22 protein-coding genes and 1 tRNA gene are annotated in these 24,620 nt (G+C 65.5%); 10 read left to right on the top strand and 13 right to left on the bottom strand.

Annotated elements, in window-relative coordinates; translation table 11 throughout:
* Window positions 1–8: 8 nt before the first annotated feature.
* On the bottom strand, window positions 9–725 hold the full coding sequence (locus OB2597_RS07800) for a tryptophan-rich sensory protein (protein ID WP_009804997.1): 717 nt from the start codon (window positions 723–725) through the stop codon (window positions 9–11).
* 366 nt (window positions 726–1,091) lie between these two features.
* Here OB2597_RS07800 and OB2597_RS07795 point away from each other — a divergent pair, with 366 nt between their 5' ends.
* Window positions 1,092–1,331 (top strand): EF-hand domain-containing protein, encoded by a 240-nt coding sequence (locus tag OB2597_RS07795; RefSeq protein ID WP_009804996.1) that lies wholly within the window; start codon window positions 1,092–1,094, stop codon window positions 1,329–1,331.
* 91 nt (window positions 1,332–1,422) lie between these two features.
* Here OB2597_RS07795 and serS read toward each other — a convergent pair whose 3' ends face one another.
* The 4 genes from serS to OB2597_RS20895 all read right to left on the bottom strand — a co-directional run bounded on the left by serS (window position 1,423) and on the right by OB2597_RS20895 (window position 6,063).
* Window positions 1,423–2,712, bottom strand: coding sequence for a serine--tRNA ligase (gene serS / locus OB2597_RS07790; protein WP_009804995.1), 1,290 nt, complete (start codon window positions 2,710–2,712; stop codon window positions 1,423–1,425).
* 69 nt (window positions 2,713–2,781) lie between these two features.
* Window positions 2,782–3,618 (bottom strand): metallophosphoesterase family protein, encoded by an 837-nt coding sequence (locus OB2597_RS07785; protein ID WP_009804994.1) that lies wholly within the window; start codon window positions 3,616–3,618, stop codon window positions 2,782–2,784.
* A complete protein-coding gene (locus OB2597_RS07780) occupies window positions 3,615–4,598 on the bottom strand; it encodes a diacylglycerol/lipid kinase family protein (RefSeq protein WP_009804993.1) in 984 nt (327 codons plus the stop codon). Before OB2597_RS07780 ends, OB2597_RS07785 begins: the two co-directional genes overlap by 4 nt.
* A 115-nt stretch (window positions 4,599–4,713) precedes the next feature.
* Window positions 4,714–6,063 carry a PRC-barrel domain-containing protein gene (locus tag OB2597_RS20895; RefSeq protein WP_009804992.1) on the bottom strand — a complete coding sequence of 450 codons (1,350 nt, stop codon included), beginning with the start codon at window positions 6,061–6,063 and terminating at the stop codon, window positions 4,714–4,716.
* 157 nt (window positions 6,064–6,220) lie between these two features.
* Here OB2597_RS20895 and pdxA point away from each other — a divergent pair, with 157 nt between their 5' ends.
* Window positions 6,221–7,225, top strand: coding sequence for a 4-hydroxythreonine-4-phosphate dehydrogenase PdxA (gene pdxA / locus OB2597_RS07765; protein WP_040609194.1), 1,005 nt, complete (start codon window positions 6,221–6,223; stop codon window positions 7,223–7,225).
* Between the two features lie 145 nt (window positions 7,226–7,370).
* Here pdxA and OB2597_RS07760 read toward each other — a convergent pair whose 3' ends face one another.
* The 4 genes from OB2597_RS07760 to OB2597_RS07745 are packed head-to-tail and all read right to left on the bottom strand — an operon-like array spanning window position 7,371 to window position 11,617.
* Complete coding sequence (locus tag OB2597_RS07760) at window positions 7,371–8,579, bottom strand: beta-ketoacyl-[acyl-carrier-protein] synthase family protein (protein ID WP_009804990.1); 1,209 nt, start codon at window positions 8,577–8,579, stop codon at window positions 7,371–7,373.
* Window positions 8,576–8,836: an acyl carrier protein gene (locus OB2597_RS07755; protein WP_009804989.1), complete on the bottom strand. Its 261-nt coding sequence runs from the start codon at window positions 8,834–8,836 to the stop codon at window positions 8,576–8,578. The genes OB2597_RS07760 and OB2597_RS07755 overlap by 4 nt, the downstream gene beginning before the upstream one ends.
* Before the next feature lie 35 nt (window positions 8,837–8,871).
* On the bottom strand, window positions 8,872–9,963 hold the full coding sequence (gene lpxD, locus OB2597_RS07750) for a UDP-3-O-(3-hydroxymyristoyl)glucosamine N-acyltransferase (protein ID WP_009804988.1): 1,092 nt from the start codon (window positions 9,961–9,963) through the stop codon (window positions 8,872–8,874).
* Window positions 9,964–9,997: 34 nt separating this feature from the next.
* Window positions 9,998–11,617 carry a L,D-transpeptidase family protein gene (locus tag OB2597_RS07745; RefSeq protein WP_009804987.1) on the bottom strand — a complete coding sequence of 540 codons (1,620 nt, stop codon included), beginning with the start codon at window positions 11,615–11,617 and terminating at the stop codon, window positions 9,998–10,000.
* Between the two features lie 311 nt (window positions 11,618–11,928).
* Here OB2597_RS07745 and OB2597_RS07740 point away from each other — a divergent pair, with 311 nt between their 5' ends.
* Window positions 11,929–12,498 (top strand): YcbK family protein, encoded by a 570-nt coding sequence (locus OB2597_RS07740; RefSeq protein ID WP_040609193.1) that lies wholly within the window; start codon window positions 11,929–11,931, stop codon window positions 12,496–12,498.
* 75 nt (window positions 12,499–12,573) lie between these two features.
* On the opposite strand, the gene OB2597_RS07735 is transcribed toward OB2597_RS07740, so the two are convergent.
* The gene (locus tag OB2597_RS07735; RefSeq protein WP_009804985.1) at window positions 12,574–13,242 is read right to left on the bottom strand and encodes an invasion associated locus B family protein; all 669 of its coding nucleotides are present in this window, start codon (window positions 13,240–13,242) and stop codon (window positions 12,574–12,576) included.
* A gap of 456 nt (window positions 13,243–13,698) precedes the next feature.
* Here OB2597_RS07735 and OB2597_RS07730 point away from each other — a divergent pair, with 456 nt between their 5' ends.
* Window positions 13,699–15,240: a helicase HerA-like domain-containing protein gene (locus OB2597_RS07730; RefSeq protein WP_009804984.1), complete on the top strand. Its 1,542-nt coding sequence runs from the start codon at window positions 13,699–13,701 to the stop codon at window positions 15,238–15,240.
* Between the two features lie 9 nt (window positions 15,241–15,249).
* Here OB2597_RS07730 and gpt read toward each other — a convergent pair whose 3' ends face one another.
* Together gpt and fabI are read right to left on the bottom strand one after the other, a co-directional pair.
* On the bottom strand, window positions 15,250–15,753 hold the full coding sequence (gpt, locus tag OB2597_RS07725) for a xanthine phosphoribosyltransferase (protein ID WP_009804983.1): 504 nt from the start codon (window positions 15,751–15,753) through the stop codon (window positions 15,250–15,252).
* A 10-nt stretch (window positions 15,754–15,763) separates the two neighbouring features.
* Complete coding sequence (gene fabI / locus OB2597_RS07720) at window positions 15,764–16,582, bottom strand: enoyl-ACP reductase FabI (protein ID WP_009804982.1); 819 nt, start codon at window positions 16,580–16,582, stop codon at window positions 15,764–15,766.
* Window positions 16,583–16,685: 103 nt separating this feature from the next.
* Between fabI and pdxH the strand changes: the two genes are divergently transcribed.
* The 6 genes from pdxH to OB2597_RS07690 all read left to right on the top strand — a co-directional run bounded on the left by pdxH (window position 16,686) and on the right by OB2597_RS07690 (window position 23,016).
* Window positions 16,686–17,291, top strand: a complete 606-nt coding sequence (pdxH, locus tag OB2597_RS07715; protein ID WP_009804981.1) for a pyridoxamine 5'-phosphate oxidase — start codon at window positions 16,686–16,688, stop codon at window positions 17,289–17,291.
* 106 nt (window positions 17,292–17,397) lie between these two features.
* A complete protein-coding gene (locus tag OB2597_RS07710; RefSeq protein ID WP_050759221.1) occupies window positions 17,398–17,952 on the top strand; it encodes a cold-shock protein in 555 nt (184 codons plus the stop codon).
* Entirely contained in the window at window positions 17,916–18,410 is a 495-nt protein-coding gene (locus OB2597_RS07705) for a DUF192 domain-containing protein (protein ID WP_009804979.1), read from the top strand. The genes OB2597_RS07710 and OB2597_RS07705 overlap by 37 nt, the downstream gene beginning before the upstream one ends.
* 60 nt (window positions 18,411–18,470) lie before the next feature.
* Window positions 18,471–18,547 (top strand) — tRNA-Pro (locus OB2597_RS07700).
* A 558-nt stretch (window positions 18,548–19,105) separates the two neighbouring features.
* On the top strand, window positions 19,106–22,756 hold the full coding sequence (locus OB2597_RS07695) for a vitamin B12-dependent ribonucleotide reductase (protein ID WP_009804978.1): 3,651 nt from the start codon (window positions 19,106–19,108) through the stop codon (window positions 22,754–22,756).
* Window positions 22,757–22,776: 20 nt separating this feature from the next.
* Window positions 22,777–23,016 carry a hypothetical protein gene (locus OB2597_RS07690; protein ID WP_009804977.1) on the top strand — a complete coding sequence of 80 codons (240 nt, stop codon included), beginning with the start codon at window positions 22,777–22,779 and terminating at the stop codon, window positions 23,014–23,016.
* 178 nt (window positions 23,017–23,194) lie between these two features.
* Here OB2597_RS07690 and OB2597_RS07685 read toward each other — a convergent pair whose 3' ends face one another.
* A complete protein-coding gene (locus OB2597_RS07685; protein ID WP_238529707.1) occupies window positions 23,195–24,451 on the bottom strand; it encodes an acetolactate synthase large subunit in 1,257 nt (418 codons plus the stop codon).
* Window positions 24,452–24,620 lie beyond the last annotated feature (169 nt).

The following is a 24,620-nucleotide window of genomic DNA, read 5'->3' as shown; positions in this document are numbered from 1 at the left end:
TGAGCCGGTCAGGAGGCGACCGAGGACCGGCGCATCCGGGCCAGCACGGGGATGGCCAGCAGGATGGCCCCGACCACCGGCAGCAGGACCATGATCGTCACCAGCGGCTCGAGGTTCGCCACGGCTATGCCGGCCAACGCCCAGAGGATCGCGAGGACATAGACCGGCTCTCCGGTCAGGCGCAGGACCATCGAGGCCAGCGCGAGGGCAAGCAGCAGGAACCCGGCATGGGTGGTCACCACCGGCTCGATCCCGTAGCCGGTGGCGAGAAGGCCAGAGGCCACGCTGGCCGCAGCGGTCAGCCACCCGGCATAGAGCGCGACCGGCGCGCGCAGCCACCACCGGTCGCGGCCCGGGCTGCGCAGCAACGTCAGCACCGCCGTCGCCCACATGATCCAGATGAGCGCCGTGGCCCATTCCGGAGAAATGTTCGCCACCGGGATCCAGGCCGCGCCGACCGCCAGCGAAACGATCAGCGGCCAGCGCGTGCGGCCCCAGTCCGGGTCGTTGTCCCGCCGCAGAAGACCGTAACCGCCGGACGCCACGAGCCAGGCGTAGATCGGCAGCCAGATCGAGAACGCCCAGCCGGCCGGCTGAATCGGCGGATCGGTCTGGGGCACCGGGAACTGGTCGGGCGAGAACCCGTTGAAGCCGGTCGAGATGAGGGGCGACACGGCGAATGCGACGGCGGCGGTGAGCACGAGGATGGCTTTGATGCGTTCCATACCGGGTCTACGCAAAGCGCCCGGGTTCGGTTCACCCCCTTCGTCCTCGCGCGTCGGATTCGGTGCCTGCGTGTCGGGCGGAAACCTGCCGCCGCGATGTCTGCGGACGCCTCGGCGCGGTTCCGGCGGGAACCGGCCCGGCCTTCGGCAAAGACCGGCCGGAACCGGGGGTGCGGGTCCTGACGGCACGGGGCGCGAGCGGCAGGTTACGGCCAGGGTCGCGACCGGATCCGGCAATCGTCTGCTCAAACGGCGCCGGGCTTTTCCCACGCCACCTCAGCACCTTGTTCGACATTATCGCAGGCGACACCTTGTCCGTGACGGAGCAGAAACCCCGTCGGACAACTCGCAAGAAGGAGTGAAGACATGACCAAGACCTTTGCCACCGCCGCCGCGATCCTCGGTTTTGCAGCAGCCCCCGCGCTGGCCGAAACCATGGTCGAGGACACCGATGCGAACGGCACCTACTCCATGGAAGAGCTGGTGACAGCCTATCCGGGCCTGACCGAAGAGGTCTTCATCGAGATCGACACCGACGACAGCGGCGACGTGAGCGAGGATGAGCTGACCGCGGCCGTCGACGAAGGGCTCGTCACATCGGGCTGACCGGTCCGCCCGTCGGCTCCGGCCGACACCGGCGACCAAAAAGGGGACCGCATCCCGGAAGGGGTGCGGTTCTTTCGTGCGGGCAGGGCGGTCAGACCAGCTGACCCTCTGCCGTCAGGGTCGTCTTGCCCCCCAGCCAGGGATGCAGCGCCTCGGGCAGGGCGACCGACCCGTCCTCGCACTGGCCGTTCTCGAGGACCGCGATCAGACAGCGGCCGACGGCGAGCCCGGAGCCGTTGAGGGTGTGGACATAGTCCGGCTTGCCGCCCTCGGGCCGGTAGCGCGCGTTCATGCGCCGGGCCTGGAAATCGCCGCAGACCGAGACCGAGGAGATCTCGCGATAGGCGTTCTGGCCAGGCAGCCAGACCTCGATGTCATGCGTGCGGCGCGCGCCGAACCCCATATCACCGGTGCAGAGAACGACCGTGCGGAAGGCCAGGCCAAGCCGGCGCAGGATGCCCTCGGCGCAGTCGGTCATGCGATCGAGTTCCGCGCGGCTCTCCTCCGGGCGGGTGATCGAAACCATCTCGACCTTCTCGAACTGGTGCTGGCGCAGCATGCCGGCGGTGTCGCGGCCCGCGGACCCGGCCTCGGAGCGGAAGCACTGGGTATGGGCCACGTAGCGGCGGGGCAGATAACTGTCGGCGATCATCACGTCGTTGACGATATTGGTCAGCGTGACCTCGGCCGTCGGGACGAGCCACCAGCCCTCGCGGGTCCGATAGCTGTCCTCGCCGAACTTGGGCAGCTGGCCGGTGCCGTACATCATCTCTTCCTTGACCAGGACCGGCGTCCAGGTCTCTGTCAGGCCGTTCTCGGACACATGCGTGTCGAGCATGAACTGGGCCAGCGCGCGATGGATGCGGGCGACCGCACCGGAGAGGACCACGAACCGCGAGCCGGAGAGCTTGGCCGCGGTCTCGAAATCCATGCCCTCCTGCACGCCGGGAAGCTCGTAGTGTTCCAGCGGCTTGAAGGCGAACTCGGGCGGCGTGCCGTGGCGGCGCAGTTCGGCGTTGTCGTCCTCGTCCGCCCCGTCGGGGACGTCGTCATGGGGCAGGTTGGGAATGCCCATCAGCATGTCGGTCAGCTTGCGGTCCCAGTCCTTGGCCTCGGCCTGCATGCGGGCGACCTCGTCCTTCTTGGCGGCGACCAGGGCGCGCAGGCGTTCGAATTCGGCCTCGTCTCCGCTGGCCTTGGCCTTGCCGATCTCCTTGGACGAGGCGTTCTGGTCGGCCTGCGCGCTCTCGGCCGCGTGAATGCAGGCGCGGCGCTTTTCATCGAGCGCGAGGATCTCGGACGAGAGGGGAGAGACTCCGCGGCGTGCCAGGGCTGCGTCGAATGCGTCGGGGTTGTCGCGGATGGCGCGGATGTCGTGCATGTCTCTGATCCGGAATCGGTTGATCGGTGCCGCCGCTTATGGCGGATTTTTTCCGACAGCAAAACCGGTTCAGGACGAGGTGCCGGCGCGGACCTCGGTCGGGCGGGCCTGCCAGCGGTCCTGCTTCCGCTCGAAGTGGTGCTGCTCACGCGGGGAGAAGCGGTTCTCAGGGCCGGCGATCCAGCGGGTGACGGTCAGCGCGCTGTCGGGACGGTTGCCCTCGATCTCGAGCACCGCGAAGTCGTTCGGCTCGCCCCGCTGGCGGGTGGAGAGGCCGGTGCCGCAATGGATCTGGATGATGCCCGGGCCCTCGGCCTTGTCGGTGCCGATCACGCGCCAGCGGTGCAGGTGACCCGACAGCACGACATGGGCGCCGGCCTCGGCCAGGCACGCCAGGCCCCACTCCGCGTTGAACATCGGTCTCTTGTGGCTCTCTTCGGGCATCTCGAACGGGTGGTGGGCGACGACGACGTTCAGCCGGTGCTCGGGGCCGGACCGGCACAGTTCGGCAGCCTTGCGAATGCCGCGACGACTGGCCCAGCCCGACTGCCAGCGAAAGGGCGAATTGGTATTGATGCCGATGACCGCCAGATCCGGGCACAACAGCGACGGCGCGAGATCGGGCGAGATGTGCCGCTTGTAGTTCGCGAAGGAGTTCAGGAAGCGCCGGATCGGGCGGTGCGCCGGAAGGTCGTGGTTGCCGGGCACGCAGAGGACCGGGGCCTCGATGTGGTCGATGAAGGTCCGGGCGGCCCGGAACTGGCTGGACCTGGCCCTTTGCGTCAGATCGCCCGAGATCGCCACGATATCGGGCCCCAGGTCGTTGACGGCCGTGAGGAGGGGGCGCATCAACTCGGGCCGGTCGCGACCGAAGTGAAGGTCGGACAGGTGGATCAGCCGCGTCATAGGGGCAGGTCCTCGGGGCCCACGACGGTCAACGCGTCGCGGTGAAAGCGGAAGCAGAAGGGGCTTGCCATCTCGTCCTTTTCGCCGTCCCGCGCGACGAGGCGGCGTTTCTGGCGGGTCTCGATGGTGACATGGCGGCCGGCGAACATCTCCATGTCGCGGCCCAGCCTGGCGGTGCGCCCGGCGAGGCGCAGGGCGCGCAGGATCAGGCCATAGCGCCCGGTGTCGGGCGCCACGAAGACGGCGAACTTGCCCGCGCGCACGGCATCCGCGCCGGGCAGGTCGAACTGTTCGATCTGGTAGATTGAGCTTGCCACGAAGGCGAGCGGGGATTTCTTGCGGATTTCCTGGCCATCGATGTCGATCTTCATCGAGAGCGGCTTGCCCAGTGTCGAGAGGGCCCGCACCACAGACCAGTAGGCGGCGAGGCGCGAACGGCCCCATTTCCGATAGATCCCCTCGCGCTGGTCGAGGATCGCGGGATAGGCACCGAGGGAGGCGTTGTTCAGAAAGACGCGCCCGTTGATCTCGCCGACCATCAGCGGGCGGGGGGCGGCCGTGAACAGAAGCCGCGAGGCGGCTTCGGGATCGTCCAGCGGAAGGCCGATGGCCCGCGCGACGTAATTGAAAGTGCCGAGGGGTATCACCCCGAGGTGGGGGACCCTCTCGCCCGCGCGGCGGGCATTGAACATGGCCGAGGCAACGGCGGCTATGGTCCCGTCGCCGCCGGCTGCCGCGATGACATCGAAGCCGTCCGCCACAGCCTTGCGGGCCAGATCCTCGAGCGAGGTGCCCTTGTCGGCCAGGCGCAACTCGTGCCGTCCGCCCTCGGCCCGCATGGCGGCGTCGATCCTGTCGAAAAGCCCGGGATCCCGGCGTCCGGAGCCGGGATTGGCGATCACGCAGACGGACCGGTCAGTCGCGGAGGCGTGGCGGACGGCGGGGCTGGACCGTTTGGCCTCGGGGACTTCGAACATCATGTACCGGTGCCGCCTTTCGCTTGGGGACTTTCGGGGAAACGTCCCTATTGCGGGGAGGGTTCCAATAGAAGGGGGGCCGCCGAAGCGACCCCCGCAACTCACTGCCGAAGCAGGATCAGTCTTGTTGGAACTCCGGCATGGATTCCAGTTCTTCCTCGGCCATCGCGGTGTAGATGCGCACGTCGTCGCTACCGTCCTGGCGCAGGATCTGGAGATCCGAGAGCTTCAGGGCGACCGGCTTTTCGCCGATCCCGAGGAAGCCGCCCACGTCGATGATCGCGTCGGTGATCTCGCCTTCTTCGGTCACGATCAGCTCGGAGATCTCGCCGACCCACTCGTCGTTGGCGTCATAGACACGCGCGCCGTCCAGATTGTCGGCGGTGAGGTAGGTGTTCTCGACCGGCGTACCGGGGAAAGTCCCGTCGGCGGTGCCGGCAAAGCCACCGTCCATGTTGCCTGCCGTCTGGTCACCGTCCATGGTGCCCGCGGTCTGGTCAGCTTCGGTGCCCGCCATCTCGGTGTCGGTGGCGGTCAGTCGCGCGTCGGACTGCCCGTCCGTGGCGGCATCTTCCGAGGCCATCTGCTCGGCTTCGGCTTCTGCAGCATCGCCGGCTTCGGCAAGTTCCTGACCGGCTTCGTCGGCGGCGTTTTCAGCCGACTGTGCCATGTCCTCGGCGCCTTCCTCGACGGATTCGCCAGCGTTCTCGGTGGCGACGGCGACGTCTTCGGCACCTTCTTCCATCGTCTCGCCGGCGTTCTCGCCAGCTTGGGCCATCTCTTCGGCGCCGTCTTCGATCGACTCTTCGGCCGAATCCGTGGCCTGAGCGACGTCTTCACCGGTGTCCTCGGCCATGTCTTCGGCGTCGTTCGCGGCCATGTCGCTGTCCTGCGACGCGGTCTGCGAGGTGGCGCCGGTGTCGGCCGTGGCCATCTGATCGCCGGACTGGTTCTCGTCCATGTTACCGGCTTCGGCGGTCTGTTCCGTGCGCTCGGCTTCTGCACCGGTGTTCATGCCGGCACCTGCGGACTGGTTGTCCATCCCGTAGGCCGGGGCCTCTTCCAGCGTGGCCGGATCGGCGTTCAGAACCAGGAAGAAGTCCTGTCCGTCTTCGGTCGAATTGTCCGAAACGAACTGCACTTCGTCCAGCGTCACGGCAACCTGGCGTTCGCCGATGCCGAGAAAGCCGCCGATGTCGACCAGAACCGACTGGACCTGGCCGTCGCGGTCCATGATCACGTCATTGACCTCGCCGACGTCTTCCCAGTTCTCGCGGGCTCCTTCGGCTTCGGTGGTTTCGCCGGCGTCGGCCGCGGCGTAGATGCGCATGCCGATGAAGTCCGATGCGCGAATCTGGCCTTCGGTCCGTTCGGAAACAAAGGGCGATGCGGTGTTCTGTTCCTGAGCGATGGCCGTGCCGGCGGCGCCGGCGGCGATCATTGCAGTCGTGAGCAGAAGATGTTTCATCGTTACTCTCTCTCGTTGACAGTGTGGGGCGGCGTCTGCCGCTTCATGACCGGTCAACACAGTTTTACGTGAGGCGGTTCCCGCCTGTGTTGCGAGAAAAGTTTAACTGGCTGACAAATTTCCTTTTTCAGACCTTTCGCTGCGGTAGTGTGTCCGCATGAGAAACGAGTCGCAAAGGCCGCCCCTGGCGGTGACATTGGGAGACCCCGCCGGGATCGGCCCGGAAATCGCGCTGCGTGCCGTCACACAGCCCGACGCGCCCTTCTGCATGCTTGTCGGACCTCCGGCCGCCGCCGCCCGGGCGCGCGACCTGGTGTGCCCCAGCACGAAGCTCAAGGTGCTGGATTCGCCCGAAGAAGCCGCGCAGGAGCCGGGCGTCATCCCGCTGATCGCCAGCAGCCGCAGCGAACCGCATCCCTATGGCCGCATCTCGGCCGAGGCCGGGCGCCTGGCGCACGAGGCGGTCATGGCTGCGGTGTCCTATGCCAAGGCCGGGCGCGTCTCGGGTCTGGTGACCGCGCCCATCCACAAGGAGGCGCTGGCCCTTGCCGGTGTGCCCTTTCCGGGGCACACCGAGATGCTGGAACGCTACAGCGGCGTGCTCGAGTCGGGCGGGCGTGTGGCGATGATGCTCGCCAACGAAGAGCTGCGCACCGTTCTCGTCACCATTCACGTGTCACTGCGGGAAGCCGTGGAACAGGCGGATTTTGCGGCGCAGATGCGCGCGATCCGGCTGGCGCACCGGGGATGTCAGGCCTTCGGGATCGGCGCACCGCGCGTGGCCGTCGCCGGGCTGAACCCGCATGCGGGAGAGGGCGGGCTCTTCGGCCGGGAAGAGATCGACATCATCGCGCCAGCCATCGCCCAGGCAAAATCCGAGGGCATCGACGTCAGCGGTCCGTGGCCCGGGGACACCGTCTTCATGCAGGCGCGCAAGGGGCAGTTCGACGTGGTCGTCGCCCAGTACCACGATCAGGGGCTGATCCCCGTCAAGTACATGGGGCTGGAGAAGGGCGTGAACATCACCCTCGGCCTGCCGTTCGTGCGAACCTCGCCGGATCACGGCACGGCATTCGATCTCGCGGGGCAGGGCGTGGCCGACCCTTCGTCGATGGTCATGGCAATCAAGATGGCCGACCGGATGAGCCGCGCGCGCCGCTGATCCGACCGCGTGCGCAGGCCGCGGATCCTCGATCCGGTAGATTCTGGCGCGTCGGCAAGTGCTGCACCGGGCCGGCCTGTCGGCGCGTCGCGTGCCCTCGGATGCAGCAGGTGTGTCGATGGATGGCCGGCTCTCGCCGGTGCCCTCAGACCTTTCGCAGTGCCATCACCGCGTTCAGGCCGCCGAAGGCGAAGGCGTTCGACAGGGCGACCTCGACGCTCGCCTCGCGCGCCTCGTTGGGGACGACGTCCAGGGCGCATTCAGGGTCGGGTTCTTCGTAGCCGATGGTCGGGGCGACGATGCCGTCGCGCAGAGCCATGATGCAGGCCAGCAGTTCAACCGCGCCGGTGCCGCCGATCAGGTGGCCGTGCATCGACTTGGTCGAGGAAATCATCACCCGGTCGGCATGGGGGCCGAGCGCATCGGCGACGGCCGAGCATTCGGTCTTGTCGTTGGCAGCCGTGCCGGTGCCATGGGCGTTGATATAGCCCACCTCCTCGGGATTGATCCGGGCGTCGGCGATCGCGCCCGAGATTGCCCGCGCCGCGCCCTGTTTCGAGGGCATGACGATATCCGCCGCGTCCGAGGACATGGCGAAGCCGATCACCTCGGCCAGGATCTCGGCGCCGCGCTTCTTCGCGTGTTCCATCTCCTCGAAGACGAAAATGCCCGCGCCCTCGCCCTGGACCATGCCGTTGCGATTGGCGCTGAACGGGCGGCAGGCGTCCTTGGACATGACCCGCAGGCCTTCCCAGGCCTTGACCCCGCCGAAGCAGAGCATGGATTCCGACCCGCCCGTGACCATGGCCGGGGTCATGCCGGACCGGACCATCTGGAACGCCTGGGCCATGGCGTGATTGGACGAGGCGCAGGCGGTCGAGACGGTAAAGCTCGGCCCCTTGAGGTTGTATTCCATGCTGACATGCGAGGCGGCCGCATTGTTCATCAGCTTGGGCACCACGAAGGGATGCACGCGGTTCTTGCCCTCTTCGTAGACGGCCCGGTAATTGTCGTCCCAGGTCGAGACCCCGCCGCCGGCGGTGCCCAGCACGACGCCAGCCTTGGCCGCCAGCTCGCCGATGAATTCGAGGCCAGACTGGGTGATCGCCTCGCGCGCTGCGAATAGGGTGAACTGGGTGAACCTGTCGTAAAGCGCCATCTGCTGGCGGTTGAACTGCGCCTCGGCCTCGAACCCCTTGACCTGCCCGCCAATGCTGATCGAGAGCCGTTCGACATCGCGGAATTCGAGCGCGCCGATGCCGCAGCGCCCCTCGCGCATGGCCTCGAGCGTTTCGGATACCGAATGGCCGAGCGCGTTGATCGTGCCCGCGCCCGTGATGACGACCCGTTTCACGCGTGCTGTTCCGCCACCAGTTTCTCGATCCCCCGGACGATCGCGGCGACCGAGGAGATGTCGAATTCGCTCTTCTCGGGCTCGTTGGCGTTGAAGGGAACCTGGATGTCGAAGGCCTCTTCGATGGCGAAGATGCTCTCCACCAGCCCGAGGCTGTCGATGCCGATCTCCTCGAGCGTGGACTCCATGGTCACGTCAGAGGGCTCGATCATGGCCTGATCGGCGATGATTTCGATGACCTTGTTCTTGATATCCATGACGCCGCCTCCCTCAAGGCTGATTTAGGCGTGATCTAATGGTTCTCGTCTGACTTGAAAACCGCTTTCTGCAGGCGGGCGACCTGCTCGGCGAGGCGCGGCAGACGCCTCAGCGCCTTGTATGTATCGATATGCGTGTCCATCTTCATCGCCGGATAGCCCAGCACCACCCGGCCCGCGGGAACCCGCGACAGGATCTTGGTCCCGCCGCCGGCGACCACGTTGTCGCCGATGGTGATGTTGTCGGACACGCCGACCTGACCGCCCAGGATGACATTGTTGCCGATGTCCGTCGATCCGGCGACGGCCGCGCAGGCCGCAAAGAGGCAATCGCGCCCGATGCGCACGTTATGGGCGACATGGCAGAGGTTGTCGATCTTGCAGCCGTTCGCGATCTCGGTCGGGCGGATGGTGCCGCTGTCGACGCAGGCATTGGCCCCCAGTTCGACGTCGTCGCCGACGATCACCGCACCGAGCGAATGGATCCGCACCCAGCTCTGCGGGGCGGCGGTGACATTCGTGCCGAGCGAGGCACGGGCCTGTTCGACGGTCGACTGTTCGGGCGTCACGAAACTGTGGCCGTCCGATCCGACCACCGCGCCGGCCTGGGCGATGAACCGGTCTCCGATGCGCACGCGGGCCATGAGGCGCACGCCGGCATGGAGACGCGCGTCGCGCCCCAGCACGGCCTCGGCGCCGATGTAGCACTGCGGCCCGACCACGCTGCCCGCGCCGATGCTGGCGCCGGGGCCAATGCAGGCCATCGGGCCGACCGAGACGTCGGGGCCGAGTTTCGCCGATGGATCGATCACAGCGGAGGGGTGGATGCCCTCAGGATAGCGCTGCCCCGGATCCAGAAGACCCGTCAGCCCGGCCATCGCCAGGCGCGGGCGCGGCACGAGGATCGCCGCCTCGAGGCCGAGCGCCTTCCAGTCCGCATCCGCCCAGAGCATGGCCGCGCGGGCCGAGCCGGCACCGAGCGCCTTGGCATAGGTCGAACTCATGGCAAGCGCGATCTGGTCGGGGCCTGCGTCGGCGGGTTCGGCGGCGCCGGTGACGACGGTGTCCACCGCCCCCTCGGCGCGGGCGCCGATCGCCTCGGCGATCTGCCTGATGGTCGGTGTCATTCGCATCCCCCGGATCATCGCGTCCGGTGGGGGATTACCCCTGAACGCCGCGCAGTTCCACCCCCTCGCGGGCCAGAGCCTCCCAGATGCGGCCATCCCGCCCATAGACGTCGCGTCGATAGGACATCTGTCCCTTGGGCTGGCTCATCGCCGTCCGGTAGATGAGGTGGACGGGCAGGGGGCTCGCCAGGTCGATCTTGGTTTCGCGCCCGGTGTTGAGGGTCGAGCGGAACAGTCCCTCGGGATCGTCCGATTGCCAGGCCAGCAGCGCATGGGCGAATTCGAAGGGTTCGTTAAGACGGATGCAGCCATGGCTGAACGCCCGCACATCGCGCGAGAACAGACTCTTGGCGGGGGTGTCGTGCAGATAGATGTTGTGCACGTTGGGGAACATGAACTTGACCAGCCCCAGGGCGTTGCGGGACGACGGCGGCTGCTTGAGATCGAAGGGGAAGTTGCGCTTGCTGTAGGCGGCGAAGTTGACCGAGCCGCGATCCACCACGCGGCCCCGCGCGTCGATCAACTTGAGATGACTGTTAGAATAGGGGTTCCGCTTGAAGGCGGGCAGATATTCCGAGACCGCGATCGAGCGGGGCACGTTCCACGTCGGGTTGACGATCATGTGCTCCATCACGTCCGAGAATTCCGGCGTGCGGTGCGTCGAAAGGTTCTTGCCGATGACCGAGCGCGTCTTGAAGTAGATCTTGCCGTTTTCCATGATCCGGGCGTGGAAATCGGTCAGGTTCACCAGGACGTGGCGGTCGCCGAGGTCGCGGTTGATCCAGCGCTCGCGTTCCATCGCGACGATCACCGATTTCAGCCGCTCCTCGACGGGGACATTGATCTCGGCAATCGTGGCGGTGCCGGCGACGCCGTCCTCGCTCAGCCCGTGGTCGGCCTGGAAGCGCAGCACGGCGCTTTCCATGTCGCGGTCGTAGGTGACGCCGACGCGGCGGGGCAGGTAGCCCATGGTCATCAGCCGGTTGCGCAGGGCGACGACCGCCTCGCCGGTATCGCCGGGCTCCAGGCTCTGGGCCTGGACCGTGGCACCGAAACCGCCGGACGCGATCAGCCGCTCGAGGCGCAGCTTTTCGCGCATCAGGCGGGTGTATTCCAGCCGTTGCGGGGGCAGCGAGGCGACGAAGGCGGCGGGATCGGCCGAGGTGATCCCCTCGAGATAGCCGCGACGGTCGCGCAGCGGGACCTTGCGCACGATGCCGCTGTCCACATCCGAGGGCTTGAGCACGCCGGTCTGCACATCGACCGCATAGCGAAGGAACAGCGTCGAGATCCGCACGTCCAGTTCGCCGCGTTCGGCCCCGGTGCGGGCGCGGCGCATGCTCTCGATCAGGCCGGGCAGATCGTAGGAGGCGCCGGGGAGGCCATGATCCTCGGCATGGGACAGCGCCTCGAAAAGGGCACGGCGGCGCGAGACATAGGGCTCGCCCTCTCCGGTCCAGATCGGCGCGAACTCCGTGGCGCGATAAAAGGCGGCAAGGTCGCGGTCGCGCGCCGCATGCTCGGCGATGGTCTGCTGGAACTGGGTTACCCTGATCTCAGGGGTCGCGACCTGGGCGCCGGCCGATCCGGCGGACATCGCCAGGGCCACGGTCGCGGAGAGGGTCAGGTGTCGCGCATAGGCAGCGAGGATCATGCAGATGTCCTTTCCGGATTTCCCGTTACTGTTCAGCGTGGCGACTTCTCGCCGAAACTGTCCACTCACAAAAGGTTCAAAAAACCCGTGGCTTCAGAGGTGATGCACGCAGGTTACGCCTTGGCCGACAATTCGGGTTTTCCCTACCTTTTGGCAATTTTCTGCCGAAAAACTGTTTCTCATAAAATGCTTGATAATCGCGCCTTGGTCTGAAGCGGTGGCTATGGCATAAAAACCGTGCATCTGGGGATGAGGTGCACGAACGACCGCGTAACATCGCGGTACAGGTAGCGACGGGACAGGCGCGAAACATGGCAATCGAAAGCTCTCCGAGCATTTCGCGGCGTGCTCTATTGAGTGCGTTCGCCGCGACAGCAATAGTATCAGCACCAACTTTCACGAAGGCGGCCGGGTTCCTCAAAAACTCCGGCGATATCCGACGTATCCGCATGTATTCCGCCCGGACGGGCGAGCGGATCGACATGATCTACTGGGTCGACGGGCACTACATCAAGGATGCCGTGACCGAGGTGAGCCATTTCATGCGGGACTGGCGGAACGACATCGTCAAGCCGATCGACCTGCGCACCATCGACATCATGGCGGCCTCGCACAACCTGCTCGAGGTGAACGAGCCCTACATGCTGCTCTCCGGCTACCGCTCGCCCGAGACCAACGCGATGCTGCGGTCGAGGTCGCGGAACGTTGCGCGCAACTCGCTCCACCTCAAGGGGCAGGCGGCGGATCTCCGGCTGTCGTCCCGCTCGGTCAATCAGATGGCGCGTGCGGCCTCGGCCTGTCGCGCGGGCGGCGTCGGGCGCTACAGCGGATCGAATTTCGTGCATATGGACTGCGGACCGGTCCGCAGCTGGGGCGGCTGACCGCCCGCCGACCGGACACGCAACGAAAAACGCCCGCCAATCGGCGGGCGTTTTCTTTTGACGTTCAGAACCGCGTCACTGCGGCGGCGTCACCGGCTGAAGCGTTTCGAAACCGGCGGTGAACCCGGAGAGCGAGAGGGTCAACTCGACCGGTTCGTCCAGCCGCTCATAGGCGAAGATGGTCACGTTCGCCGTATTCCCGGCCTTGAACGCGGCGATGTCGGCCGGAAGCAGGCCGATGCGCGCGTAGCAGGCGTTGCTGTTGCAGAAGGCATAGCGATAGACCTTGCCCTGGCTGCCGTCGACGGCGATCCGCAGATCCTTGGCGAGTGCGGTGCCGAAGGGCACGAGGATCGTGGCGCCGGCCGCGACATTGCCGCCCTCGGGCAGTTTCTCGATGATGACCTCGGCCACCGGATTGTCCTCGGCGCCGCGCAGAAGCTGGTACAGCTGGCACGGTTCGCTTTCGGTGTCTTCCTGGCGGACGCACTGTAGCTGCCAGTCGCCGAAGGTCTCGCGCACATAGCCCTGGCCCACGCCGCCCGACTCCGGCTGACCGGTATCGAGATCGGCGGCCGGATCCTGTGCCGCGTTTTCGGTGGTTTCAGGGGTTTCACCGTCGGCCGGCGCTGCGGTCTCGCTCGTGGCGGTATCGGCCGGGGCGGTGTCGTCGGACTGTGCCAGCGCCGCGCCGGAGAAGGCTGCGATCGCCAGAACGGAAAGCAAGGATTTGGTCTTGAGCATTTCGGTCCCGTTGCAAGTTGATGTTTGCACCGGACCTAACATCTTGCTCCGGCCTTGTCAGGCGGTTTCCTCGGCGCGACCGGTCACGTCGTCACGAGCGGCCGGAAAGGCCGGACGGGCACAAAAAGAAAGAGGGCCTGATTGGCCCTCTTCCGCGTTCTCCCTGTCGGACTGGCCGACTTATGTTTCCATGAACGCTAGGCGCTTTGGGTGAGACCGTCAACAGGCAATTTGGTGAAAAATCGGAGTGGTTTCACCTCACTAGGGGCAGACCCACCCATGCCGCCCCTCATCCTGCGCGGGGGCGCGAAAAAATGCCGTGCCACGAGGGCACGGCCAGTCTGACAGGGAGGAAGTATGCCGCCGCAAGAGGACATGAGCGGCGACGGATTTGATACTGGCAGGCAAAGGTTAAGATATTATGCTGCCCCGTGACGATGGTTTGCGAGGGCGGGGATGGACGGCAGGATCTTCATCGGGGGCGGCGGCGAGGCCTATGGCGAAAAGCAGGGTCTGGCGCTGAAATACGCGAACCGGCACGGGCTTGTCGCCGGCGCCACGGGGACCGGAAAGACGGTGACGCTGCAGATCATGGCCGAGGGTTTCTCGGCCGCCGGGGTTCCGGTCTTCCTGTCGGACGTCAAGGGCGACCTCTCGGGCCTGGCCGAGCCGGGATCCGAGACGTTCAAGCTTCATGAGGCATTCATGGAACGTGCCGGCAAGATCGGCTTCGACGGCTATTCCTACGACAAGTTCCCGGTGCTCTTCTGGGACCTTTTCGGCGAGCAGGGGCACCCCGTGCGCACCACGGTTTCCGAGATGGGGCCGCTTCTGCTGTCGCGGCTGATGGAGTTGTCCGAGGCGCAGGAGGGGATCCTGAACATCGCCTTCCGCGTGGCCGACGACGAGGGCATGGCGCTGCTCGACCTCAAGGATCTGCAGGCGCTGCTGGTCTGGGTGGGCGAGAACCGTGCCGACCTCGGCCTGCGCTACGGCAACATCTCTCCGGCCTCGATCGGCGCGATCCAGCGGCGGCTTCTGGTGCTCGAGAATCAGGGCGGGGCCAAGCTCTTCGGCGAACCGGCGCTGGAGCTTGCAGATCTGATGCGGTCCGATACCGACGGGCGCGGCATGATCTCGATCCTGGCCGCCGACAAGCTGATGGGGTCGCCGCGCCTTTACGCGACCTTCCTGTTGTGGCTGCTGTCCGAGCTATTCGAAGAGCTGCCCGAAGTGGGCGACCCCGACAAACCCCGGCTGGTCTTCTTCTTCGACGAGGCGCATCTTCTGTTCGACGACGCGCCCAAGGCACTGGTGGACAAGGTGGAACAGGTGGCGCGGCTGATCCGGTCCAAAGGCGTCGGCGTCTATTTCATCACCCAGAACCCCGCCGATGTGCCCGAGGATATCCTGGGCCAGCTGGGCAACCGCGTGCAGCACGCGCTGCGGGCCTTTACCGCGCGCGACCGCAAGGAGCTGAGGCTCGCCGCCGAGACCTATCGCGACAATCCGCGGTTCGATACCGAAGAGGCCATCCGCGAAGTCGGCGTGGGCGAGGCGGTCACCTCGTTCCTGGAACCGAAGGGCGTGCCCGGGGTGGTCGAACGCACCCTGATCCGGCCACCATCCTCGCGCCTGGGGCCAATCGACGGCGCCGCGCGCACCGGGATCATCGACGCCTCTCCGATCGCCGGGAAATACGAGACGCTCAAGGACCGGGAGAGCGCCTACGAGATCCTGACCCGTCGCGCGGCGGACGCCGCCCGCGCGGCCGAAGAGGCGGAGCGGGAAGAGGAGGAGCAGCCCGCACCGGAACGCGAATACCGATCGGCGCGACGGTATTCGGGCAACCGAGTGTCGCGTTCGACCTCGCGGTCGCGCCGGTCGCCCGAAACGATCGGCTCGGCGCTCGGCAAGGCGGTGATCAAGGAGCTGGGCGGCACCACCGGGCGCCGCATCGTGCGCGGCATCCTGGGCGGGCTTTTCAAGGCGCGCTGACAGGCGCCGTCAGTCGGATCCGCGGTAGGGTTTGACGTATTGCATCGCCATGTCCCAGGGAAAGAAGATCCAGGTGTCCTGAGAGACTTCGGTGATGAAGGTATCCACCTGTTCGCGGCCCTTCGGCTTGGCATAGACCGTCGCGAAATGCGCCTTGGGATACATCTGGCGCACCAGTTCCAGCGTCTTGCCGCTGTCGACGAGGTCGTCGACGACCAGAACGCCCGTTCCATCGCCCATCATCCCGGCGTCGGGCGTGTTGAGGATCTCGGCCTCGCCCTGCGCCTGATGGTGATAGGAGCGGACCGAGATCGTGTCGACCATCCGGATGTCGAGCTCGCGCGCGACGATCATCGCGGGGGCCATGCCGCCGCGCGTGATCGCCACGACCGCCTTCCAGTTGCCGTCATCGGGCCCGTGCCCGTCCAGCCGCCAGGCCAGCGCGCGGCTGTCGCGGTGGATCTGGTCCCAGCTGACGTGAAAGCCCTTCTCGTGGGGGAGGCGGTCGTTCATGGCGCTGTCCTCAGTCCTCTTTGCCACCCTTGTGGATGTCCGGCGCGTCGACGGCCTTCATGCCGACGATGTGATAGCCGCTGTCGACGTGCAGCGTCTCGCCCGTCACGCCGCTGCCCAGATCGGACAGCAGGTAGAGCGCCGATTTCCCCACGTCTTCGGTGGTGACGTTGCGGCGCAGCGGCGAGTTCAGCTCGTTCCACTTGAGGATATAGCGGAAGTCGCCGATGCCCGAGGCGGCCAGCGTCTTGATCGGGCCGGCCGAGATCGCGTTGACCCGGATGCCGTCCTTGCCGAGATCCTCGGCGAGATACATGACCGAGGCTTCCAGCGCGGCCTTGGCGACGCCCATCACGTTGTAATGCGGCATCACCTGTTCCGCACCGTAGTAGGTGAGCGTCAGCATCGACCCGCCCTCGGGCATCAGCTTCTCCGCCCGCTGCGCGACGGCGGTGAAGGAATAGACCGAGACATCCATGGTCAGCTTGAAATTGGCGCGCGACGTGTCGACGTAGCGGCCGCGCAGTTCGCTCTTGTCGGAAAAGCCGATGGCGTGGACCAGGAAGTCGAGCTTGCCCCATTTCTCCTCGATCTCGGCAAAGGCCCGGTCGATCGATTCCTCGTCGGCCACGTCGCAGTCGATCAGGGTCTCGACGCCAAGCTGGTCCGCCAGCGGGACGACACGTTTCTTGAACTGATCGCCGAGATAGGTGAAGGCGAGTTCGGCCCCCGCCTCTGCACAGGCCCTTGCAATTCCCCAGGCGATGGATTTGTCGTTGGCCAGGCCCATGATGAGGCCGCGCTTGCCTGCAAGCAGCTGATTTGACATCTTGCCAATCCCGCCCTTTGGTTTCCTTCAGGTTCCTTTAGGCGATAGGCACAGGCGCATCAAGCCCGGGCGCTCACCCCGGGGCGGTTCCGAAGGAGGGGGCATGACGGATCGTACAGGCATTTTCGCGGGCGAGGACCCGTTTCAGATCGTGCGGGACTGGCTGGCCGAGGCCGAAGAGTCCGAGGTCAACGACCCGAACGCCATGGCGCTGTCCACGGTGGATGCGACCGGCATGCCGAATTCCCGCATCGTTCTGCTGAAGGCCGTCGAGGATGACGGGTTCGTCTTCTACACGAACTACGGCAGCGCCAAGGCACAGGAGCTGGAAGCGGCGGGCAAGGCCGCGTTCGTGATGCACTGGAAATCGCTGCGGCGGCAGGTCCGGGTGCGGGGCCATGTGAGCCGGGAGGCGGGCGAGAAGGCCGACGCCTATTACCGCTCCCGATCCCTGAAATCACGGCTCGGGGCCTGGGCGTCGCGGCAGTCGCAGCCTCTGGCATCGCGCAACGCGCTCATGGCCGAGGTGGCAAAGGTGACGGCGCGGCACGGGACGGATCCCGCGCGGCCGCCCTTCTGGGGCGGTTTCCGCATCGCTCCGGTCGAAATCGAATTCTGGGCCGACGGCGCGTTCCGCCTGCACGATCGCTTCCGATGGACGCGGAACGGCGTCGGAAACGCGTGGTCCGTGACACGCCTCAACCCCTGAGACTGCCGCGAAGGTTAATTGTCAACTGGTTGGAAACACTGCCCATTCTATACGCAAGAGGGAGTGTTTTTCGGTTCGAGTGGATGTAATCCATTCGCAAGAATTGATGTGGGGTAGGAAATTGGACGCCAACGGAAACGTCACCCTTAGGATTGACGGCACGGTCAAGTGGTTCGACCCGGGACGGGGCTTCGGCTTCGTGGTCTCAGAGGACGGTGGACCCGATATCCTGTTACATGCCAATGTCTTGAGGAACTTCGGACAAAGTTCGGTCGCGGATGGCGCGAAGATCTCGATACTGGCGCAGACCACGCAGCGCGGCGTTCAGGCGGTCGAGGTCGTGGCGGTCGAATCGGTCATCAGCACCGATTCGCCCGGGCTCGACGACTTCAAGTCGCTGTCGGCAGAAGACCTCCGGTCCACTCCGCTCGAGCCCGCAAGGGTCAAGTGGTTCAACAAGGACAAGGGTTTCGGATTTGCAAATGTCTTCGGCGGGACCGATGATGTCTTTATCCATGTCGAGGTGCTGCGCGCCTCGGGCCTCGCGGATCTGCAACCCGGCGAGGCGGTCGCGCTGCGCGTGATCGATGGACGACGGGGGAAGATGGCATCGGAAGTCAGCACATGGGAAACCGCGCTCAACGACAGGACCGGCGGCTGAGAACCGGCCTGGCAACGGTCACGTTCGCTCTCTGGGCGGCGGGGGGCATCGCGGCCGACTGCCGGACCGACCGCGTCGAGCTGCGCGGGGACTGGGGGCGTGCGGCCTTCAACGTCGAGATTGCCGACGATCCCGGCGAACGGGCGCAGGGCCTGATGTACCGGGACGAGATGGCGCGGAGCGCGGGGATGCTCTTTGTCTATCCCCGGCCGCAGCCGGCGGTCGCCTTCTGGATGAAGAACACGCGCATACCGCTCGACATCATCTATGCGGATGAAACCGGAACCGTCCGCCGCATTGCGCATGAGGCCGTTCCCTTCGACGAGACCGCGCTGCCGGGCGGCAGCGGTATCCAGTACGTGCTCGAGATCAACGCGGGTCTGGCCGGATCGCTGGGGATCGCCCCCGGGACGCAGCTGCGCCATCCCGCGATCGAGGCGGCGGCCTGGCCCTGCTGAAGGCCCCGCCTTTAGTGCTTTTCATTGCGGGAGGCGCGGGGTAGAGACGCAGCCACGGTCCGGGGCGTAGCGCAGTCTGGTAGCGCACCTGTTTTGGGTACAGGGGGTCGTGAGTTCGAATCTCGCCGCCCCGACCATTTTTCCCACTCGGTGTTCCGCATATTCCAGGGCCGGGTGCCGGTCCGTGGCTTCCGCCCGCATCACACCCCACAAGTTGTAGTGGTTACCCCGCAGGCACCCCCACATGTTGCGTCCGATTTCCGGGCGATTCTCTGATTCCCACGCCTTCAAATCCCCAAGCGCGGCCAGGGTTAAGGATCATTAAGATGTATACGCCTGTGGGCAATTTTCCCCCACGTCATGCCAGAGCGGTGAAAACAACGCCTTTCCGCCGCGTTCCGCGCGGCGGCCTGTCCCGATGATTCTGTGCAGAACCCCGTCAAGGGAAAATCGCCTCAAAATGCCGTTGACGATGTCGTGCGATTTACCGCAGATTGTGGAGGCCGGCCGGGTCACCCACCACATATTGAGGGACGGCAAGCAAGGGACTGAGACGAACCACAGCCATGGAATTGGCACTTGGCAGGGCCCTCCGGGCGCTGACTGGCACTCCCTTGCTTTGCACGATCCGCCGGCACGAAATCGCCCCGCACGGGGCTCTGCGTGAAGCAATAAAGCGATCAGGGGCTGTTTCTATGAAGATCGAGCGCAAATTCACCAAGGCCGGGCAGGATGCCTATGCGGATGTCGAGTTCGTCACGACCTCGTCCGAGATCCGTAATCCCGACGGGACCATCGTGTTCAAGCTGGACGATTGCGAAGTCCCGGCAAGCTGGAGCCAGGTGGCCAGCGACGTGATCGCGCAGAAGTATTTCCGCAAGGCGGGCGTTCCGGCCAGCCTCAAGAAAGTCCGTGAAAAGAACGTTCCCGAATTCCTGTGGCGCAGCGTTGCCGATGGTGAAGAAGTCGAGACCGGCGGTGAAACCTCCGCCCGCCAGGTCTTTGACCGTCTGGCCGGCGCCTGGACCTACTGGGGCTGGAAGGGCGGCTATTTCTCCTCCGAAGAAGACGCACGCGCCTATTTCGACGAGATGCGTTACATGCTCGCCACCCAGCGGGCTGCGCCGAACTCGCCCCAGTGGTTCAACACCGGCCTGCATTGGGCCTATGGCATCGACGGGCCCTCCCAGGGCCATTACTACGTCGATCACGTCACCGGCAAGCTGACGAAGTCCAAGTCGGCCTACGAGCATCCGCAGCCCCATGCCTGCTTCATCCAGTCCGTGGGCGACGACCTTGTCGGCGACGGCGGCATCATGGACCTCTGGGTCCGCGAGGCGCGGCTCTTCAAGTACGGTTCGGGCACCGGCACCAACTTCTCCTCGCTTCGGGCAGAGGGTGAAAAGCTGTCCGGCGGCGGCAAGTCCTCGGGCCTCATGGGTTTCCTCAAGATCGGCGACCGGGCGGCCGGCGCGATCAAGTCGGGCGGCACCACGCGACGGGCGGCCAAGATGGTCATCGTCGACGCCGACCACCCGGATATCGAGGAATACATCAACTGGAAGGTGAAAGAGGAGCAGAAGGTCGCTTCGATCGTCGCCGGCTCCAAGATGCACGAGCGTTGCCTGAACGCGATCTTCAAGGCGATCCGCACCTGGGACGGCACCGAAGAGGGCGCCTATGACCCGAACGAGAACGACGCGCTGAAGACCGCCGTGCGCGAGGCCAAGAAGTCGGCCATCCCCGAGACCTACATCAAGCGCGTGCTGGATTACGCCAAGCAGGGCTATGCCAGCATCGAGTTTCCGACATACGATACCGACTGGGACAGCGAAGCATACGCCTCCGTATCCGGCCAGAACTCCAACAACTCCGTCCGCGTGACCGACGCCTTCCTGAAGGCCGTCGAGAATGACGGCGACTGGGAACTGATCCGCCGCACCGACGGCAGCGTCGCCAAGACCATCAAGGCGCGCGACCTGTGGGAGACCATCGGCCACGCCGCCTGGGCCTGTGCCGATCCGGGCATCCAGTACCACGACACCGTCAACGCCTGGCACACCTGCCCCGAAGACGGCGCGATCCGCGGGTCGAACCCCTGTTCGGAATACATGTTCCTCGACGACACGGCCTGCAACCTGGCCTCGATGAACCTGCTGACCTTCCTCGAGGATGGCGTGTTCCAGGCCGAGGACTATGTCCACGCCACCCGCCTCTGGACCATCACGCTGGAAATCTCGGTCCTGATGGCGCAGTTCCCGTCGCAAGAGATCGCGCAGCGCTCCTACGACTTCCGGACCCTCGGACTGGGCTATGCCAACATCGGCGGCCTGCTGATGAACATGGGCCTAGGGTACGACAGCGACGAAGGCCGCGCGATGGCCGGGGCGCTGACCGCGATCATGACCGGCGTCTCCTACGCCACTTCGGCCGAGATGGCCGGCGAACTGGGGACCTTCCCGGGCTACAAGCGCAACGCCGAGCACATGCTGCGCGTCATCCGCAATCACCGCAACGCGGCCTACGGCAGGACCGACGGCTACGAACAACTCGCCGTCAAGCCGGTTGCGCTGGATCACGCCAACTGCCCCGATGGCAAACTGGTCGATCTGGCAAAAACCAGCTGGGACGAAGCGCTGCGCCTCGGTGAAAAACACGGCTATCGCAACGCACAGGCGACCGTCATTGCTCCAACCGGAACGATCGGTCTGGTCATGGATTGCGACACCACCGGGATCGAGCCCGATTTCGCGCTCGTCAAGTTCAAGAAGCTTGCGGGGGGCGGCTACTTCAAGATCATCAACCGTTCCGTTCCCGCCGCGCTGGAAAAACTCGGCTACGGGTCGGCCCAGATCGAGGAGATCATCTCTTACGCGGTCGGCCACGGCTCCATCGGCAATGCGCCCGCGATCAACCACACTTCGTTGATCGGTCACGGCTTCGGGCAGAAGGAACTGGACAAGATCGACGCGGCGCTGGCCTCGGCCTTCGACATCCGCTTCGTCTTCAACCAGTGGACCCTGGGCGAGGATTTCTGTAAGAAGACCCTCGGCATCCCGGCCGAAAAGCTGAACGATCCCGGTTTCGACCTGCTGCGTCACCTGGGCTATACCCGCAAGGAGATCGAGGCCGCCAACGATCATGTCTGCGGCACCATGACCCTTGAAGGCGCGCCCTATCTGAACCCCGAGCACCTGGTCGTCTTTGACTGCGCCAACCCCTGCGGCAAGAAGGGCAAGCGCTTCCTTTCGACCGAATCGCACATCACCATGATGGCGGCGGCCCAGTCGTTCATCTCGGGCGCGATCTCGAAGACGATCAACATGCCCAACGATGCGACGATCGAGGATTGCCAGAAGGCCTATGAACTGTCCTGGTCCCTCGGCATCAAGGCCAACGCACTCTATCGCGACGGGTCCAAGCTGTCGCAGCCGCTGGCCTCTGCCCTGGTCGAGGATGACGACGACGCCGCCGAGGTGCTGGAGTCGGGCTCGTCCCACGAGAAGGCCGCCGTGCTGGCCGAGAAGATCGTCGAGAAGGTGGTCATCAAGGAAGTGGCCCGCGCCGGCCGCGAAAAGATGCCGGACCGCCGCAAGGGTTATACCCAGAAGGCGATGGTCGGCGGCCACAAGGTCTATCTGCGGACGGGCGAATACGAAGACGGCAACCTGGGCGAGATCTTCATCGACATGCACAAGGAAGGCGCCGGCTTCCGTGCGATGATGAACAACTTTGCCATCGCCGTCTCCGTGGGCCTGCAATACGGCGTGCCGCTGGAAGAGTTCGTCGATGCCTTCACATTCACCAAGTTCGAACCCGCGGGCATGGTCCAGGGCAACGACTCGATCAAGAACGCGACCTCGATCCTCGACTACATCTTCCGCGAGCTGGCCGTGTCCTATCTCGACCGGACCGACCTGGCGCATGTGAAACCCGAGGGCGCGACCTTTGACACGGTCGGCCAGGGCGTGGCCCAGGAAGGCGTCTCCAATGTCGAGGAGATCAGCGAAACCACGGCCTGCAGGTCGTTGGAAGTGCTGAAACAAATCTCGTCGACGGGCTATCTTCGCAAGCGGCTCCCCCAGGAACTGGTCGTTCTGCAAGGCGGGATGACCGGCACCGATCCGGTCGCGGCGCTGCAGACCCTCGTTCCGGAGACGGTCGTCTCGACCATGGAGAGCAGCACGGCCGTCAGCACCGGCACGGTCAGCATGGATGCGCGGACCAAGGCCAAGATGCAGGGCTACGAGGGCGAGGCCTGCGGCGACTGCGGAAACTACACGCTGGTGCGCAACGGCACCTGCATGAAATGCAACACCTGCGGCGCGACGAGCGGGTGTAGCTGAGGGGAAGGCTGGATCGGACCATGAAGACATTCATCAAAGCCAAAAACTCCACGAATATCACACTCGTTGATATCACAGCTACCGGCTTCGATTGCTTCGCTGATCTTGAGGACTGTCAAAACGTTACGACAGAGAACGTGAAGACTGAAGTTGGGAAGAAGAAGCACGCCATTCTATCGAAGCTTACCAATTCGACATCGCTCCTGGGCCTCACGCTAAAAGGGTACGATGTCGCAGAGAAATTGAATGGTAGCCCCTAAACGGAATAGCGCGGCGGGTGGTTCGTCCGCCGCGTTGCATGGATCAAGCCGCAGGCAGAAATTTCGGGCGGTAACTCAAGACCGAGCTTGATCCAGACCACTCAGGGGCCTCCACGGAGGCCCCTTTTTTCTGCTTTCAATCAACCGGATACCGACCGGGAACAAGGCGTTCTGCACCTTAGATGACGGCCTCGATCAGGAACGGCCCCTTGGTGTGGGTGGCGCGTTTGAAGAGATCGGTAAAACCTTCGGCCGTCTCGGTGCTCGCCGCCTCGACGCCCATGGACTGCGCCAGCTTGACCCAGTCGATGGCCGGGTCGTCGAAATCCAGCATCCGCCGCGCGTTGCGCCCGGCCTCGCCCGCGCCGACACCTTTCAGCTCACCATGCAGGATGGCGTAGCGGCGGTTCGAGAAGATGACGACACAGACATCCAGCCGCTCCCGCGCCATGGTCCAGAGCGCCTGGTTGGTGTACATGGCGCTGCCATCCGCCTGAAGATTGACGATTTTCCGGTCGGGGCAGGCAATGGCAGCGCCGACCGAGAGGGGCAGACCCACGCCGATCGCGCCGCCGGTCAGCTGCAGCCAGTCATGCGGCGCGGCGCCGAAGGTGAAGCGGAAGAAATCCCGCCCCGAGGTGACGCTCTCGTCGCAGACCACGGCATTCTCGGGCATGTGATGCCCCAGGGTGATCGCGATGGTCTCGGGGGTGAGCTTGCCGCTCGCGAGGTCGGGGATCGCCGGAGAGCGGCCGATCTCGGCAGGCGCGGCCGAGATCTCGTCGGACAGCGCCTGCAACGCGCCCGCCAGGTCCTCTCCCGGCTCGGCCAGGGTCGAGATCTCGCACCCGTCCGGCAGCGGGCTCCCGGGTTTGCCGGGATAGGCGAAGAAGGCGACCGGCGCCTTCGCCCCGACAAGGATGAGCTGCTCCGTGCCGTCGAGCACCGCCATCGCCTGGTCGACCGGATAGGGCACACGGTTGATCGGCACCCGCCCGGCGCCGCGTTCCATCCGCGCGTTCGCCTGCTGGGCAAGCAGCGTCGCGCCGCTGGCCGCGGCGATATCCTGCGCCGTCTTCAGCGCCTCCGCGCGCAGGGCCGAACCACTCAGCAGAATGACCGTTTTCGCACCGTTCTTCAGCGCCTTGCCGGCCGCTCTTACCCTGTCCGGATCGGCCGCGGGCGGCGATCGGCGCATGGCCTTGGGCAGGGACGCGCGGGGGGCCTGGCCCCAGGCGAAATTGGCAGGCAGGATGAGGGTCGAGACCGCGCCCGGCGCCTGCGTCGCCCGGCCCACGGCCTCGGCGGTGGCGGGCGCGACATCCTCGACGCTGCCGATTCGGCGCACATAGCCCGACATGGGCCGCGCCAGGCTCTCGATATCCGTGGTCAGCGCGGCATCATGCGGCAGGTGATAGCTGGCGTGGTCTCCCACGACATTCACCATGGGGGGAGTTGGCGCGCCGCGCGTTGTGCATGTTGGCCAGCGCGTTGGCCATCCCCGGGACCGGTGTGCAGCAGCGTCGCCGCCGGCTTGTCCGCCATCCGCGCATATCCGTCCGCCGCGCCGGTGACGACGCCCTCGAACAGGCCCAGCACGCAGC

Source organism: Pseudooceanicola batsensis HTCC2597 (assembly GCF_000152725.1).
Classification (GTDB): domain Bacteria; phylum Pseudomonadota; class Alphaproteobacteria; order Rhodobacterales; family Rhodobacteraceae; genus Pseudooceanicola; species Pseudooceanicola batsensis.
This window is presented reverse-complemented; position numbering and strand designations above follow the sequence as displayed.